Raw genomic sequence first — 17073 nt, 5'->3', positions numbered from 1 at the left:
TTTAATATACTCAAAAGGAAAACAGAGAACTGATCGAAAAATCTGAACCTTTTCCACTTTGAAATACGAATGGAAATAAGTTGGAGGTCGCTGCTCCTATAGTAAAATATTTATACTTCAGAGAAGTCATACATCCTAATCCAAGCCTGGCATTTCCTCCTGCAAAGAATCCAGGACCTATTTCGAAAAAGTCTTTCCAGTTATATGTATATCCGACAGATATTTGATTGGAAAACTCATTTACTTTGAATTCTTCCAATGTACCTGAAAAAGAAAAATATGCCCTGTGTTTGCTATAATGCACAAGTGCTCGGTTAAATAATATTTTATCATCAATGTCGCTTTGCCAGGAAAACAGGACATTCAACCTTTTATTCAAAGATTGGAGATAACTTTTTTGAGTTCTATTTACTGTTAAATCATTAAATACGGTGTCGTCTTTAATCCCCTTGAATCCCTCATCAGGATTGAATCCCCCAAAATGAACGGATGAACTGTGTTGAAGATTCTCAACAGATTTATTAAATCTGATACTGCCAAAATCCACAACAGAGACCGAAGCAGAATAATTTTTCAAGTTAAAAGAAACTCCCGCATCCATTGCCATACCAGTGCCGGCAATATTCCATGGATTTAAAGAACTGTTTAAAATATTGGAAGTATGTAGATCAAAATCAGAATTGACATCAATATTCTTTCCACTTTTATCCATATAAAAATCTACTGAAGCATTTTTGGTATATACAGATGCTATACCCCAGAGGAGCTTTACCCTTCCTCCCGCAGAAACTGAAAATTTTTTTCTTTTGAAAATTTTCCCTGCTGTCCCTATAAATAATTCTCTATAATAAATTCCATTGAGTTTAATATTATTTAGCTTCAAGTTCTGACCGGCATAGCTTTGATCTCCTTTTAGGACAAGCTTCATGAGGTCACCAGGAAACACAATATCAGCCTTAGCCCTATCTGCAATTCCAGCATTAAAAGCCCAGTTCCCACGCAATCTATCAGGAATATAATATCCTAAAAAAGCAAAAGCTATTGCATTCAAATGTATTCTGTTTGAATACCTGAAATTCTCTGGATGATCGAGAATTTGAGTCTGCATATTTTTATTGCCAGTAAGAGCTGAAACCAATTTGTTGTGCTTAATGAAATTATTGCCTATTCCTGCATATCCATTTAATGGAAAATAAATTTCAAATTGGTCACCGTTTTCATTTATAAATGCAGGCTGATAATAAGAAGTTAAACCTGCAAATTTATAAGATGCAATAGCAGGAACGATCGTCTGTGCAAGAGATGCCAAAGGAAGAGCAAGAAGCAAACAGCAGACTTTAAATCTCATATCCTATATGCGAGAAGAATAAATCATTATGATGAAAAATTAAAATCAGAAACTACCTGGTTAAAAACCTGTAATGATGCTAGGTGTTTATAAAAATGATATTAAACATCTCATCCCTTGCATAATGGGAAAGATCGTCAACTTAGATGAATTCTTAATGCAGAGGAAACCAACCGAAAACTTCTGAGGTGATACAACTTTCGTGCATAGCTCCCCTCGATCTCTTTCTTGCTCTTATTAATAATTGAAGTCTATTCAAAAAAAAAAAGCAGCCTTTACTGCGATTAAAGGCTGCCATTGGAGTTTTAATATTTATATAAAATCAGGAAATCACAGCACCTCTCTTAGATCTTTCCCATGCAGCTGATTGCTTCCCTTTCACAAATCTTATAAATCCAGCAAATACCGCATAATTCATGATAAAGAAATAATACGGTATAAACAAAAGTTTTACTCTTAACTCCCGATTCGCCAGGTACCAGCCTATCATTGCAGCAATATAAAAGAATACTTGTGCAGTAAATATAATCTGATACACGTAATGCTCGAAGAACAATAAACCATTTGCCGGCAGCATCAGTAGCAATAATAAAGGTGTAATGCTCCATCTCAATACTCTATGAGAAATGAATAGAAATGCAAGCCAGAAATTTTTAAAAGGATTCATTGCTGACAAAAGTCTGCTCATAGACTGCCACCCACCTGCACAGATCCTTACTTTTCTCTTTAGTTCTTCCCTTACTGATGCTGATGCTGTTTCCAAAGCATAGGCTTTTGGTTCATATACAACTCTATAGCCCTTTTCAGCTATTCTCATGGATAGCATAAAATCATCCAGAATCGTATCTGTTTCCAGTTCAGTAAATAACTCCTTTCTGAAAGAAAACAATTCTCCAGCCGCTCCTACTATAGTTAACATTTCCGAATCCATTCGTTTAAGAAAAGATTCATATTTCCAGTAAACGCCTTCTCCTGCGCTGGAGGCGGTCTCCGTTTCTTTTGACATTATTCTTTTTTCTCCACTCACTGCACCTGTAAGTGGATCAGCGTAATGTTTAACTATTTCTTTAACCGTCTGAGCAGGTAGAATAGTGTTTGCATCAGAAAATATTACTATTGGAGAGGTAACATGCTTCATAGCCCTATTCTCGGCAGCAGACTTGCCACCTCTCTGATCTTCATGCAGAAGAAGAACATTTTCATATTGCTTTACTATTTCCGGAGTTCCATCATTAGATCCGTCAGTTATAAAGATTATTTTCAGTTTATCTTTAGGATAATCAAGCTCAAGAGAATTTTTAATTTTGGATTCTATTACTTCAGCCTCGTTATAACAAGGAACTACAAAACTCACCTCTGGCTGATAATTAGTATCAGTGGTGTTTGTTCTACCTTTAAATAACCGCTTAATCTTCACTAAGAAAAACATAACAATGCCATAACCAACATAGGTATAGAATACTGCAATCAGGCCAATCCAGAAAATTATTTTTGAATAAAGAGTAATCCCATCCATATATCGAACTATTTAATTAATTAACTCCGTTTTGCTTCGCGAGTTCTTTAACCCTTTCCCATTTTCCTGTACCAAAGTCATATTGCTTAATAATTTTAGCAGGATTGCCTGCAACGATAGAATATGGAGGTACGTCTTTGGTAACCACACTGCCACCAGCTACAACTGAGTGTTTGCCAATTTTAATGCCGGCTGTAATGACAGAATTTGCACCTATCCATACTTCATCTTCTATTATAATATCTGCAACGGAACACTTCTGAAGACAAATCGGCATAGATATATCTTCGTATCCATGATTTAAACCAGAGACGACAATATTCTGAGCAAGGATAACATAATTCCCAATACTTACTGGCCCAATTATAACATTTGACATACCTACCCTTACATGATCACCGATCACTACAGGCCCCATTCCATTATTGACAGTAGAAAAGTCTTCTATCGTTGAATTCTTTCCAAGAACAAAAGGGTTGAAAGGAACTACATCCATCCTTGTAACAGGACGAATAACACTTCCGGATCCCTTTTTATGCAACAAAGGATTAATCAGCCATTTCACCCATACCCTCGGCCTTGCCTGATTTTTAGGGATAAGTAATCTGTGAATAATCTTTTTTAGTACCGGATCTGATTTTATTCTTTTTATAAAAGAGTCAATTGTTTTCATATTAATTATCAATCAAATTATATACTTACTTCTGCACTACAACTTTCTTTGCTTTAAATTTTTTACCTCGCTGCAAACGACAGAAATAAACGCCTGAACTAAGATCAGTATCACTTACCGAATAGTTATAAAACATTGAATACATCTTTCTGGCAGGTATAATTTCTTTGACCAGGACTCCCCTTGCATCATAAAGCCCAAGGCTAACTTCGCTGTCTTCCTTGAGAAAGAAGACAATTTTAGCCTCTCCTGCAAAGGGAGAAGGGTAAATTGAGAAATCATCGAGCTCTTTGGCAAAAGGCGATTCTATTGCTCCTATATCTATGCCGTTCCCCCTCGGTCTCTTAGTCCCTTCGTAATCATCAGGTACAGGCAATCCAGGAACTTCTATTCCCAGATCTACCATAGGCGATTTATCAGACAGTTTAAAACCATCAAGATAAAGTTCATCTGTATTCTCTGATTTAATATTTGCAATCTCTCTCCATGAATCAGGATTAGCAACATTGAAATAACTATCCCCTCTTGAAGTCACGAGAATGTTATTGATAAATTCATTTCCTACACTATTGAAGTTATTATTCAAGACGACACCTGAGGAAGCTTCTGAAAGAATTGTATTATTAATTATATGATATCCTTTACCTTGAGTCACCATACTATCTTCCAGCAGCATTGCCATCTCTCCGTTCTTAGCTATTCCAGTAAAGATATTATTATATACAAAATTATCTCCGGCACCATTAAGCCATAAACCTGGCCCACTGCCATCAGATATCATATTATTATATAACTCACCTGTGGTACCTGTACTGAGATGTACTCCTGCAGATTGAAATTTCTCGTTGATAGTGCCGTAATTTTCAATCTTATTAGAATAAATTTTAACATCGCTTGTTGCACATCCGACTTGTATACCTTCTCTGCCAGTGTTTTCGATGATATTATCATAAACCCTTACTCCTGCCAGATCATGAGGCAAAACCCTTATAGATGCTCCGTTACAATCCTTTACGACTCCGCGGTAATGAGGAAAACCGAGATAAACACCTTCACCTTTAGTATTATGAATATAATTATCGTGAATAAAGGTATTTGTCTGAATAAAATTACCTCTATTAGGAATACCACTACAATCAGGATCTGTCTTTGCAAGTATTCCGGCAAAGCCAGTATTTGCAATTTCGACATGATCGATCTCCATATCGGTTGATAGCATTCCTATAGAAATTCCAGGTATCTGTTCTCCTGTTTGCAATACTGCAAAACCATATGTTGATTTAGAATCACCTGTACCAGTAAGTCTGAAATGGGAGCAGCTGTTTACTCTGATTCCATAATACCAATCATTATTCTTGACTGTTACCTTTCCGCCACAGTTAATAATTGTAACCGGATTTTCTGCAGTCCCATGTATATTGGCAAAACCTAAATATTTTTTTACAGACGATTTGATGCAAACTATAGATCCGGGCGTAATCTTTAAAGCATTACCATCTACATATTGAATATTTTCTTCAATGGTAAAGTCGCAGTCACATCCTGATGCTCCATAACAAAAGCCAGAACAGATAAATGAAAAAAATACTGCATTCAATAAATATAATAAAGTGCGGTTGAGCTTTTCCATATTTAAAAAATCTCAACTTCACTTTATTTGTTTTTAAAATCTCCGTAAGCCTTTATACACAGAGGATATGAATAATCCTGGAATAAAAAAAATCAGAATTCAATACAACCTGGATCAGGGGATCCGGATTTCCTTCTGGCTTTTCCATTTATGTCTTTGTCAACAGAAAAAACATCCTGATGTTTTCCCTTTTGAACAACATCAGAAACAAAATTATTTTCACGCAAAGGTTTAATCAATGATTTTTTATTTGAAGTAAAGTTTCCTTCAGTCTTGGCTACAGCCTTATCACCAAAGGATATGAAATAATCTTTCTTATCACCATATTCTCCAGTTCTTATTATCAAATTATTTAGGATGTAATTATCGGTTAATTCATTTGACATCTTAATCCCTTGCATTTTAGGATTTAAAATAGAATTATTGATTAAAATAATTTTTGAGGAATCTCTTACTTCTCTATTGTCGCAGAAAATGCCGAATTCACTGCAGTCAGAAATAAGATTATTGTAAATAATATTATCTCCTAGCCCAAGAACTATAATACCATTGCCTTTTCCATTTATTATACGGTTGTTATATACAAGGCCAGTTGTGCCAAGTCCTACTTGAATACCATTTCTCTGAGATCCAATATTAGCAAGACCAAAACTATCAATACTGTTATTATAAATTTCCGATTTGCTTACTGCACATCCAAGTTGTATACCATCCCATTTAGTATTCTCTATTTTATTGTCATAAATTTTTATATTCTTTAACTCATGAGGAAATAGAAGGGTATCAGGGCATTTTTTATTTCCATTCCAACCAGTATAAAAAGAGTTTCCCACATAAAGTCCTTCACCATTCACATGATGAATATAATTATGATGAATAGATACATTTTTCTGTATGAAGGTACCTCTGGTATAACTGCCATCACATTCCGGGTCAGTTTTTGCCATGATACCAGCGAAACCACTATGCTTTATCTCCAAATGGTCTATTTCAAAATCTGAACTTCCTTTACCCACCATCACTCCCATTGCTCCTTTTTTGGTGGAATCAATTAAAAAACCATATTTAATCTTATCATCCCCAGTACCTGTAAGTTGTATATAATGACAGTTGTCCAATTTTATTCCATAACCTAACTCCATATTAGCAACTTCAACCCTTCCTCCACAATTAATGACCTTTACAAAATTGAGAGAATCTCCTTGTATATTAATAAGTTGAAGATTCTTTCTTTTACCTGCCATAATACAAATAATATCACCTGGCTTTACATGAGTTTTAAATCCGTTAATCTGTTCTGTTTCCGGTGCCAGGGTAAAATCACAGTGACATGAAGGTTGTTCAAAATTGAATTGCCCGAAAAGGAATAGAAAGGTTAGGAGAAGAATCAATCTGATTATCATTATAAAGTATTTAGATAAAAAAAGAAATAAGAAAACATTTGTTTAAAAATATTAATAAAAAAAATACCCGGCAAGGCCGGGTATTTAAGTTTAACTTTTTTTAAGCTTGATTATTTCACAAGATTGAAATTCACTGACAATACAGCTCCTGCAATACCTTTAGTCCCAGCTAGGGTATAAGGAGTTGCTGATACAGTGTGGTTTCCAAGGGCAAGGTAATAAGCAGCATAATCTCCGTTAGAATCTCCTCCTATAGCATAAGGAGCTTCGCTTTCGATTCTGCCTGATTTACCATCCATTTTGAAAGCAACACTTTTCACATCGCTTCCTGTATTAGCCTTAATATTGATCTTGCTTGTATTAAGAGCTGAAAGGCTGATAGTTGCTCCATTGGTAATAGTTGCAATTTCTTTATTGGTTTCAGAATTGATCAATGTGAAACTAACAATAGAATTACCAGTTGAAGGAGTTGGAGTTGTTGGAGGAGTTGTTACTACCTCTCCGTTAGTTACAGTGAAAGATACCTCAATAGTTCCACCAACAGTTCCCTGAGCGCTTGCGCTAGAATAATCAGTCGCAGACAATTTATGGCTTCCTGCTGCAAATGTACCTGGTTTATAGTCAGTACCTGCATCCCCGAATAAAGTTAAAGGAACAGCGCTTTCTGTAGCAGCAACAGCACCATCTAATTTAAACTGAACACTTCCTGCAAATCCTGAAGCAACATTCGCTCTTACATTGATGTTTTTAGTACCGATTTTAGAATAATCAATAACTGAACCATTCGCTAAAGTCATGATATCTTTATCAGTATCGGCATTAACAAGAGTGATGCTTGTTACTTTTGAAACACCAGGAGTTGGAGTAGTTGGAGGATTTGTTGTACCGCCACCTGTTCCTGGATCAGTTGGAGTTGTACCACCGCCTGTTCCAGTACCTGGATTTGGAACTGAAGTTCCAGAAGATGTACCTTCATAAGCTCCGATATCATATGTACCACCAGTAGGTCTTGCTGTGTTAGATAAGTCATAAGTTACACCGAATGAAGAAACATCAGCACCTTTATCAATTGAAGGAGAACCTGCAGCAAGACGATAGTCACCACCAGTAGCATTCACAAACTTAACATCAGCAATATTCATTGTCGTATAGTTATTTTTGTCAGTTACTTTAGCACTGTTTCTGGTATTGATATACTTACCTGTTTTAGGATTTACGATGATGTTATTGATAACATTATTCATCGATATCTTTCCGGCAGCAATCATGAAACCATCTGATCCACTATTGACAATTGTGTTGTTGATGAAGCTGAATGCTTGCCCAGGAGTGTATCTAGTATCGCAATATACACCATATGCACCTGCATTAAGTACTACGTTGTTGTACACAACATTATCACCGTATCCAAGACAGATAATACCGTTACCTGGACCATTTTTGATAATGTTATTGTAACATTTTCCTCCAGTACCTTCACCTAACTGTAGACCGTTATTCTGATTAGCAGCAAATGGATCTTTACCAAAGTTCTCAATAGTATTATCGAAAATCTCACATCCTTTTGTTGCACAACCAACCTGAATACCTTCACAGCCAGAGTTAACAACCTTGTTTTTGTACAGACGAAGCCCTTCTACAGTGTGAGGTGTAATAGTTCCACATGATAGAGATCTTCCTGAAGCATAGAATGAGTTACCAACATAGAAACCTTCACCAGTAACATCGTGAACATAGTTGTCATGAATAGAACAATCTCTCATGACAAAGTTTCCATTCCAAGTTGCAGGATCACAAGTAGGGTCTGTTTTCCCCATTAAACCTGCAAAGCCAATGTTGCTGATTTCTACATTAGAGATCTCCCAGTTGGTAGACAGGCTTTCAAAAGTAACACCTATGTGTGAACCTTTTACATGGATACCATACTGATCATCAGATCCGTTTCCGGCTACTTTTACATATTTACAATTTGAAAATTTCAAACCATAACCATTGCTGCTGGATGCACTGATAGTCACTTTACCGTTTGAGTTTACAAAGGTAATTGGTTTGCCAGCCTGGCCTTGAAAATTCTTCAACCAAAGCGGGCCTCTGGTACCAGCTTCGATACATACAACGCTTCCCGCAGGAAGATTAAGCGTACTTCCGTCAACTACTGATTGACTTGTTTTAATTGTATAGACGCATGAATAACCTTGAACAGCTGCTAAACTACTTTCAGCTGCATTATTTTTGGTGACATCATGTTCTTTTTTACAGGAGGTAATAGAAATACCCATGACACATAAGGCCATCAAAATACTCGATCTTTTCATTTTTAATGTGTTTTGTTAAGAGTACAAAAGATTTGTTTGAATTTTACCGGAATCAAAGGCCAATCGATTGTTTAATAAGGTGCTTTTCCAGCACGGGGCGAATTACTTATTGTTTCTGCGCAGAAATTAACTGCCTTGAACGCGATAAAAAGTAGAGGTTTTACTTATAGGTACTTGAGATTTAATGGAAAATAGTATTGACAAATTATACTTTACATCTTTGGTTTGTATAATTAAGAAACGGAGTAACTAATATCATATTGCTGTTCTGAGCTCCATTTCATACATTTTAAAAACTTTATTATTTTATGAAAATTATATTTTGGAATATCTTTTTAATGAAATATCCGGAAGCCTCTTAAAAATAGAGGCTTCCGAACACCTCTTACTGATTATGATTTACTTATCAGCTTACTACATTAATTGATACTGTATACAAAGCTCCTGCTGTTCCTGAAGCTCCTTCTTTAGTATATGGAACCAGAGTAATAGTATGTGTTCCATATGCTGGTGTCCATGGGTTGTAGTTTCCTATTCCTGCATCGCCATACATGGTAAATGGCGCGCCACTTTCAGTTCTTACATTTACTCCATCAAACTTAAAAATCACGCTTTTCGTTCCTGTTGATGTATTTGCACGAACGTTTATTTTATTCGTACCAAGCGCACTATAGCTTATCTTTGCACCATTAGATATAGTCATGATGTCTTTTCCTGTATTTGCATTTACAAGAGTTAAGCTTGTAACCTGAGCAGTTCCTGTTGTTGGAGCTGCTGGAGCTGTCGGACTTGTTGGAGCCGTCGGACTTGTTGGAGTTGTTGGAGTGTTATTTGAAAGTGAAGAACCACTTCCTTCAAATGCTCCGATATCATATGCTACTCCATTTGGTCTTCTTCCACCTCCAAAGTCAGAAGCAATACCATATGATGATGTATTCAAACCTTTATCAAGCGCCGGTGAGCCAGAAGCTATTCTGTAATCGTTTCCTGTAGGATTCAAGAATTTAACTTCACCAACAGTAGCCGCATTAAGGTTATTGGAAGATGTGAGTTTTACACTACCACTTCTTGTTGTGACAAACTTACCATTTTTGGGTGCCGCAATAATGTTATTTACTACATAATTCATCGGAATAGATTCTGAATAAACCATTATACCGTCTTTACCACTATTAACAATAGTATTGTTAGCTAACTTAAAAAACTGTCCCGGTGTAAATCTTGAATCAGTGAAGATACCGAAAGCTCCTGCGTTTATAATTAAGTTGTTGTATACAACATTATCACCATAACCAAGACAGATGATACCATTACCCGGACCGTTTTTGATTGTGTTATTATAACACAGACCACCTGTTCCTTCACCTATCTGAAGGCCATTGTTCTGGTTTGCAGCAAATGGATCTTTACCAAAGTTTTCTATTGAGTTGTTATAGATTTCACAGCCTTTGATAGCACATCCGACCTGAATACCTTCACAACCACTGTTATACACTTTGTTGTTATAGATTTTAACTCCTTCAATACTGTGGGGAGCAATATTTCCACAAGAAAGATTTCTTCCTCCCTGATAGAATGAGTTTCCAACATAGAAACCTTCTCCTGTTACATCGTGAACATAGTTATCATGAGCAGATACATCTCTCATTGTAAAATTTCCTCTCCATGTAGCCGGATCACAGGAAGGATCTGTTTTTCCCATCAGACCTGCAAATCCTATTTTGCTAATTTCTACATTAGAGATTTCCCAATTTGTAGACAATGCTTCAAAGCTAACACCAATATGAGATCCAGTTACATGAATTCCGTATTGATCAGAAGAACCATTACCGGCAACTTTTACATATTTACAATTGGCAAGTTTCAAACCGTATCCATTACTTGATGAACACTGTATTGTAACTTTCCCATTCCCATTAACAAAGGTAATTGGTTTACCAGGTTGTCCTGAGAAGTTTTTAAGAACAAGCGGTCCTCTTGTACCTGCTTCTATACAAACTACACTTCCTGCTGGAATATTAAGGGTACTTCCATCTACAATAGGTTGATTGGCCTTTATGGTATAGGTACATGCATATCCTTCGACTCCTGCGCTGTCACTTACAGCCATAGAAGGTTTAACATTTTCAATGTCATGTTCCTTTTTACAAGAGGCAAAAGAAATACCTATGGCACATAATGCCATCAAAATACTGGATCGTCTCATTTGAAATTTATTTAGTTAAATATTAGAGATTTATTTATGAAGCCGGTTTGGTATGATTTTATATGATTACACCGGGACTTCCATAAAAGTAGAGGTTGTTCCTATAAGCTGATTTTTAATTTATTAATACCTGTTGAGCTTCTTATTATTTGTTCTTGTCTAAACACTATCACTTCTGATTCAGTTCTATTTTTAACAGGAGATTTAGTCTTCCTTTTATTTTATTAAAACATATAAAATAACTATGTCAAGATTTACAATGCCGTCTTGGGTATACAGGCATAATAATATTCAATTCAAAGAGAATGATCTATATTCCCTTCAGGTAGTAGATAAAATCAAAGAAAAGTTAAAAAGGTTCCATCAAGACGATCCGGAAGTAACTATTGTAATTCCGGCATATAATGAAGAAAAGAATATCCTGAGAACTCTGTCATCCCTTTCAGAATTAAAAACCAGTTATCGGACTGAATTGATAGTTGCAAATAACAATTCAAAAGACAGAACACAGGAAATATTGGATAAATGTGGTGTGCGTTCAGTCTTTGTCAAAGACCAAGGGATCAGCTATGCCAGACAAGGCGGACTTGAAGCAGCAAAAGCTCCTCTTATTGCTAATGCAGATGCAGACTCTATATATCCCGTTGAGTGGCTTGATACTATTATTGCACCATTACACAATCCCACTGTATCCTGTAGCTATGGGACGTATTCATTTATACCCGGGGATGAGAATAATAGATTGACTTTAGGACTATACGAAACCGCAGCTAATGCCTTCTTTGCACTAAAAAGAAAGCAAAGAGAATGTGTAAACGTTATGGGTTTTAATTTTGCCTATCGCAAAGCTGATGCTCTTGAAGTAGGAGGTTTTTATCATCAGCTTAACCGAAAGGTCACCAAAAGAAGTGAAGATGGCTGGATGGCTATGTGTCTTACAAGAAAAGGTGATCTTCATTTGGTTGAATCCCCCCTTGCAAGGGTTTGGACCAGCGACAGAAGATTAATGGATGATGGATCCTTAGGAAAAGCTCTTTATAACAGAGCAAAAAAAGAAATATCCAGAATTGGAATTTATTTCACTGCCAAAGGAGAGATAAATATAGAAGAAGAGAAAGCAAAGAAATTTTAATTCAACTAACAATTTAGATAGGCCCTTAATTACTCAGGGCTTTTTACATTTTTTCAGAAAAAAACAAAGCGAACATATTTATACAAAATATAATTCATTGGTATGAAAATAAATTTACAATTGCTTTTTAGCATTTCCCTTTACATACTTTTATTCTTCAACAAATCATTCTGCCAGGATACAGGCCACTGGGAAATAGAATCGGGTGACCCAGATCTAATACACCGACATGAATGTGGGTATGTCGAATGTGATGGTAAATTTTATCTTATAGGTGGGAGAAGATTAGGATTAGATAAATATGTAAATATTTATGACCCTTCAACAAAAGATTGGATTAAAGGAACAACTTTGCCTCCTTCCCCAGACGCCCCGACAAAAGCGTTGGAAATACACCATTTTCAAGCTGTTGCATACAAGCACAAAATTTTTATAGTAAACGCATTTACAGGAAATTACCCTTCTGAAACTCCGGTAGACAGGATATATATTTATGATCCAGCTACTGACACTTGGTCTGAAGGGCCTATCATCCCAGTGGAAAGACGAAGAGGATCTGCAGGAGTAGTTGTTTATGGTGATAAATTTTACATTGCAGGAGGTATAATAAATGGTCACAACAGCGGCTTTGTATCATGGTTTGACGAATACAACCCCCAGACGAACGAATGGAAAATAATGCCAGATGCACCTAATGCCAGAGATCATTTCCAAGCTGTTACTCATAGTGGAAAAATTTACCTTACAGGAGGGAGAACTTCTTCTCTCGCTACGGGACAGACGAACAACCTTACAGTTGCAGCAATAGATGTATTTGACTTTGCAAGTCAGACATGGGAAAGCTGGCCCAATAATATCCCAACCCCAAGAGCAGGATGCTCATCGGTGATATTGGGAAATGAACTACTTGTTATCGGAGGAGAAGGTCCTGGGACATCTAACAACCTTGCTTTCAATAAGACAGAAGCTCTGAACCTCACAACCAAAACATGGAAAACACTTGCTCCCCTTGATAGCGGAAGACATGCAACTCAGGCAATTGTATACAATAACAAAATTTATATTGCAGCAGGAAGTAAAACCAGCGGAGGAAATGGAGCTACAGAACTTGCAAATCAGGAAATATATCATGACCCTTCTGTCGAAGAACAAATAGTGCTTACAGTTCCCGATTCAATAAACTTCGGGAAAGTTGACAATCTTGTTCCGAGCAAAACATTAAGGGTTAACCTTTCAAATACAACATCGAGGAATATTCAGATCAATGGAATTTCTATAAGGGAGAATTGTCCGGATTTTTGTTTTTCAACCAACCTCACATTCCCACATATCATCACTCCTCAAAGCAACCTTCCCTTGGACCTTTGCTTTTCTCCAATAGAAGCTGGATTTAAATCATCATTCATTGATATAGATCATTCCGGTATTAATAACCCCGCATCAATAGGCGTATATGGTGAAGAACTAGGAGATGTAGCTTCAATAAAAAATAAACTTACAGGTATAACAATTTATCCAAATCCGGTAAAAGATTATCTCCATCTGATTGATGAACATAATAGGGAAACTTTATATTGGGAAATATTAAACAGCACCGGGAACAAAGTAATAACAGGATACAATAGCCAAATCATAAACTTTAATGAATTTTCCAAGGGCTTTTACATAGTAAATATAATTTCTGAAAAAACTTCTGAAAAATTTTCGATAAAGATTATCAGGGACTAAATATTAAATCATCACACCTTAAGTCTAAGGGAGAAAGAATATACATTTTATTCTTTCTCCCTTGTCTGTTTAAATGCATAAACACTGAGCTAACACTTCAGTTAAGTACTGAAATTATTAGTTATTCGACATGAAAAATACATGCTCATTTCCGAAAAAAATCTTCACTGCTACTTTGCTCCTATTTCTAAATCAGTTTTTTGCATTTGGTCAGAGTTTTACATCAAGTACCCTTCAGAATGCAGGAGTTATTACACCTACATCTCTTCAATTCGGACCAGATGGTAAACTTTATGTCTCGCAACAGGATGGTTCTATAAAGGTATTGACAATTAACAGAACGTCAGCGAACAATTATTCAGTAACGGGATCTGAAACTATAACCCTTGTAAAAGAAATACCAAATCACAATGATGATGGCACAATGCTGGCGCAGCCTTCACCTAAAAGACTTGTTACCGGCCTTACTGTTGCCGGAACTTCTGATAATCCTATACTATATGTTGTATCCAGTGATCCCAGGATTGGTGGAGCAAGCAATGGTGACATCAATCTTTGCACTAATTCCGGAGTATTATCCAAATTGACCAAAACCGGAAATACATGGACTAAAGTAGACCTTGTCAGAGGGCTTTCCAGATCAGAGGAAACACATTCCACCAATGGAATATATCTCTATGAAGGGAATGGTAAAAAAATAATGTTAGTTGCAGTGGGTGGCCAGACAAATGCGGGCGCTCCCTCAAATGTATTTGCATATATATGCGAGTATGCACTTTCAGCTGCTATCCTTTCTGTAGATTTAAACGTTGTTGAAAACCTTCCGGATAAGCAGGACCCCACAGGAAAACACCCTTATAAATATGATATACCTACCCTTGATGACCCGACAAGGCCTAATAACACAGATGGTTCCGATCAAAATGACCCATGGGGAGGTAACGATGGATTAAATCAGGCAAAGATAGTTCTCAATGGTCCTGTTCAGGTTTTTGCTTCAGGTTTCCGAAACCCTTATGATATATTGGTATTGAAACATCCTTCCAAAGCTGGAAAAATTTTCTCCATCGACAATGGACCCAACAAAAACTGGGGAGGCAATCCTACTCTTGAAAATGGAAATGCAACTAACAAATATACATCCTCAGAGCCCGGATCACAGGATGTCGGCAACTATGATGGCTTGGAATTTATTGGAGATATGAACACTTATGTTACTGGCTCTTTTTATGGAGGTCATCCAAATCCAATAAGGGCAAACCCTTCAGGTGCAGGTTTATATACCAATTCACCTAGTGGTGCAGGCTGGCGTAATGACAACAGCAATGCCTCATTACCATTACCTTCAGACTGGCCTCCGGTTCCAGTTGCAGATCCAAGGCAAAGCGAATATAGAAAAGCCGGAACTGATGCAGATAAAGCACTGCTCTATTTTGACAATTCTACTGATGGTATCTGTGAATACAGATATTCAGGCAATGCACTATATGGTGATATTCTTGCTGCCGGATTTGACGGAAATTTGTATAGGATAAAACTTAATGCAACAGGAGACGCTGTGCTTAACAATAAAGATGCTACCAGATTAAATTTAGACAAACCTCTTGGAAGTGCGCTTGAAGGAAAAGCTCTGGATGTTACTTCACAAGGAGATGGAGAAATTTATGAAGGAACAATATGGGTTGCTGTTTATTCTGCAAACGTAATAAAAGTATTCGAACCGGCAACAGTTGTATGCAGTAATACCGTACCCACAGCAGATGATGATAACGATGGATTTTCCAATGCAGAAGAAAATGACAACCAAACAGATCCATGTAATGCTGCTGATGCCCCATCAGACAATGATAGCGACAAAATAAGTGACAAGTGGGATAATGACGATGATAATGATGGCATCCTTGACAATCAGGATTTCTTCGCATTGGATAATCAAAATGGATTACAAAATAATATTCCCAAAATATTTAATCTTACCAATGCAGATCCTGGTACAGGCTTTTTTGGAGTGGGACTAACAGGATTAATGTCAAATGGAACAACCGATTACAGTGCTCTCTATAATAGTAATAATATTATTGCTGGAGGAGCAATCGGAGCGCTCACAGTAGAAGAAATTCCAGAAGGTGATGCTTATCAAGGAAATAACAACCAACAGTATGCATTTCAGGTTGGTATAAACACTACCCAAAACACGGGAATATTCACTGTAAAAACAGGGATCCTTCCCAATTACTTTAGCTCCGGAACTCCTGAAGATTTTCAATCACAGGGGATGTTCATAGGTACAGGTGATCAGGATAATTATGTTAAACTTTCATTAAACGCAAATGGAGGTGCCGGAGGAATTGAACTGTTGACAGAAAAAGATGGTGTTGCTACCAGTATTGAAGATGCATTGCCGGGAGCCATTCCTCAAACCAATATCGTCTTTTACCTCACCATTGACCCAGCATCAAACACAATTTATCCTAAATATAAAATAGATAATGCAATGTATAGCTTTGATCCAATTCAGATAACGGGCAAGTTAGCTACTGCGATACAGAACGAAGAAACTGCTTTAGCTGTAGGGCTCATTGCGACATCAAGGGGCTCCAGTAAAAGATTCAGTGCAACCTGGGATTACATTGAAGTCAATCCCGGAGACATCACTTCAATAAACTTCTGGCACAATGGTGCCAAATCAAAAAATATAAACTTATACCCAAACCCATCCAGTGACTTTGTTCATCTCAATATCAATGAAGAATCTTCGCAGAACTACACATTAAAAATTTTCAATAACTTATGTCAGCAAGTTGATGAAAGAATTATAAACTTTACTCCAGGCAGCGATGATTATGGAATTAAAATGGGAGATTATCCAAGCGGGATCTACTATTTTCAATTAATTTCAGAAAGTCAGGAACATTCTGCAACAATAAAATTTATCAAGAAGTAGATATATCTGATTTACATAAAGATGGGTTCTTCATTAATAGAAAACTCATCTTTATTTTTTTATCAAACTTATTAATAATCCAGTTTTCTACACGATAGACTGATAACTATCCATCAAAATTGACATTTATCAATAAACACTGGTCTGTTTATTCAGTTATTTTTTATGTCAATAATAC

Annotated in this window: 10 protein-coding genes; 3 read left to right on the top strand and 7 right to left on the bottom strand. The window is 36.5% G+C overall.

What is annotated here, in order from left to right:
- Window positions 1-10: 10 nt before the first annotated feature.
- The 7 genes from K350_RS0106715 to K350_RS0106685 form a co-directional block, all read right to left on the bottom strand.
- Window positions 11-1348 carry a DUF5723 family protein gene (locus K350_RS0106715; protein WP_028979245.1) on the bottom strand — a complete coding sequence of 446 codons (1338 nt, stop codon included), beginning with the start codon at window positions 1346-1348 and terminating at the stop codon, window positions 11-13.
- A 322-nt stretch (window positions 1349-1670) separates the two neighbouring features.
- Window positions 1671-2864, bottom strand: a complete 1194-nt coding sequence (locus tag K350_RS0106710; protein ID WP_037574444.1) for a glycosyltransferase family 2 protein — start codon at window positions 2862-2864, stop codon at window positions 1671-1673.
- 16 nt (window positions 2865-2880) lie between these two features.
- Window positions 2881-3537 carry an acyltransferase gene (locus K350_RS0106705; protein ID WP_028979243.1) on the bottom strand — a complete coding sequence of 219 codons (657 nt, stop codon included), beginning with the start codon at window positions 3535-3537 and terminating at the stop codon, window positions 2881-2883.
- Between the two features lie 25 nt (window positions 3538-3562).
- Entirely contained in the window at window positions 3563-5167 is a 1605-nt protein-coding gene (locus K350_RS0106700) for a right-handed parallel beta-helix repeat-containing protein (protein WP_028979242.1), read from the bottom strand.
- 92 nt (window positions 5168-5259) lie between these two features.
- Window positions 5260-6570 carry a right-handed parallel beta-helix repeat-containing protein gene (locus K350_RS0106695; RefSeq protein WP_028979241.1) on the bottom strand — a complete coding sequence of 437 codons (1311 nt, stop codon included), beginning with the start codon at window positions 6568-6570 and terminating at the stop codon, window positions 5260-5262.
- A gap of 110 nt (window positions 6571-6680) precedes the next feature.
- On the bottom strand, window positions 6681-8885 hold the full coding sequence (locus K350_RS30890; RefSeq protein WP_081670921.1) for a right-handed parallel beta-helix repeat-containing protein: 2205 nt from the start codon (window positions 8883-8885) through the stop codon (window positions 6681-6683).
- 406 nt (window positions 8886-9291) lie between these two features.
- Complete coding sequence (locus K350_RS0106685) at window positions 9292-11091, bottom strand: right-handed parallel beta-helix repeat-containing protein (RefSeq protein ID WP_081670920.1); 1800 nt, start codon at window positions 11089-11091, stop codon at window positions 9292-9294.
- A 244-nt stretch (window positions 11092-11335) separates the two neighbouring features.
- On the opposite strand from K350_RS0106685, the gene K350_RS27760 reads away from it, so the two are divergent.
- The 3 genes from K350_RS27760 (at window position 11336) to K350_RS27750 (ending at window position 16895) form a co-directional block, all read left to right on the top strand.
- Window positions 11336-12223 carry a glycosyltransferase family 2 protein gene (locus tag K350_RS27760; protein ID WP_051312931.1) on the top strand — a complete coding sequence of 296 codons (888 nt, stop codon included), beginning with the start codon at window positions 11336-11338 and terminating at the stop codon, window positions 12221-12223.
- 102 nt (window positions 12224-12325) lie between these two features.
- Window positions 12326-13951, top strand: coding sequence for a Kelch repeat-containing protein (locus K350_RS30885; RefSeq protein WP_051312930.1), 1626 nt, complete (start codon window positions 12326-12328; stop codon window positions 13949-13951).
- Between the two features lie 130 nt (window positions 13952-14081).
- On the top strand, window positions 14082-16895 hold the full coding sequence (locus K350_RS27750; RefSeq protein ID WP_051312929.1) for a T9SS type A sorting domain-containing protein: 2814 nt from the start codon (window positions 14082-14084) through the stop codon (window positions 16893-16895).
- Window positions 16896-17073 lie beyond the last annotated feature (178 nt).

It is taken from the genome of Sporocytophaga myxococcoides DSM 11118, from assembly GCF_000426725.1.
In the GTDB taxonomy this organism is placed as follows: Bacteria; Bacteroidota; Bacteroidia; order Cytophagales; family Cytophagaceae; genus Sporocytophaga; species Sporocytophaga myxococcoides.
Note: the sequence above shows the minus strand (reverse complement) of the source record. Positions and strands in the feature narration are given on the sequence as shown.

Coding starts and splice junctions, on each gene's coding strand:
- K350_RS0106715 (WP_028979245.1), bottom strand. CDS start 1,348: ATGAGATTTAAAGTCTGCTGTTTGCTTCTTGCTCTTCCTTTGGCATCT.
- K350_RS0106710 (WP_037574444.1), bottom strand. CDS start 2,864: ATGGATGGGATTACTCTTTATTCAAAAATAATTTTCTGGATTGGCCTG.
- K350_RS0106705 (WP_028979243.1), bottom strand. CDS start 3,537: ATGAAAACAATTGACTCTTTTATAAAAAGAATAAAATCAGATCCGGTA.
- K350_RS0106700 (WP_028979242.1), bottom strand. CDS start 5,167: ATGGAAAAGCTCAACCGCACTTTATTATATTTATTGAATGCAGTATTT.
- K350_RS0106695 (WP_028979241.1), bottom strand. CDS start 6,570: ATGATAATCAGATTGATTCTTCTCCTAACCTTTCTATTCCTTTTCGGG.
- K350_RS30890 (WP_081670921.1), bottom strand. CDS start 8,885: ATGAAAAGATCGAGTATTTTGATGGCCTTATGTGTCATGGGTATTTCT.
- K350_RS0106685 (WP_081670920.1), bottom strand. CDS start 11,091: ATGAGACGATCCAGTATTTTGATGGCATTATGTGCCATAGGTATTTCT.
- K350_RS27760 (WP_051312931.1), top strand. CDS start 11,336: ATGTCAAGATTTACAATGCCGTCTTGGGTATACAGGCATAATAATATT.
- K350_RS30885 (WP_051312930.1), top strand. CDS start 12,326: ATGAAAATAAATTTACAATTGCTTTTTAGCATTTCCCTTTACATACTT.
- K350_RS27750 (WP_051312929.1), top strand. CDS start 14,082: ATGAAAAATACATGCTCATTTCCGAAAAAAATCTTCACTGCTACTTTG.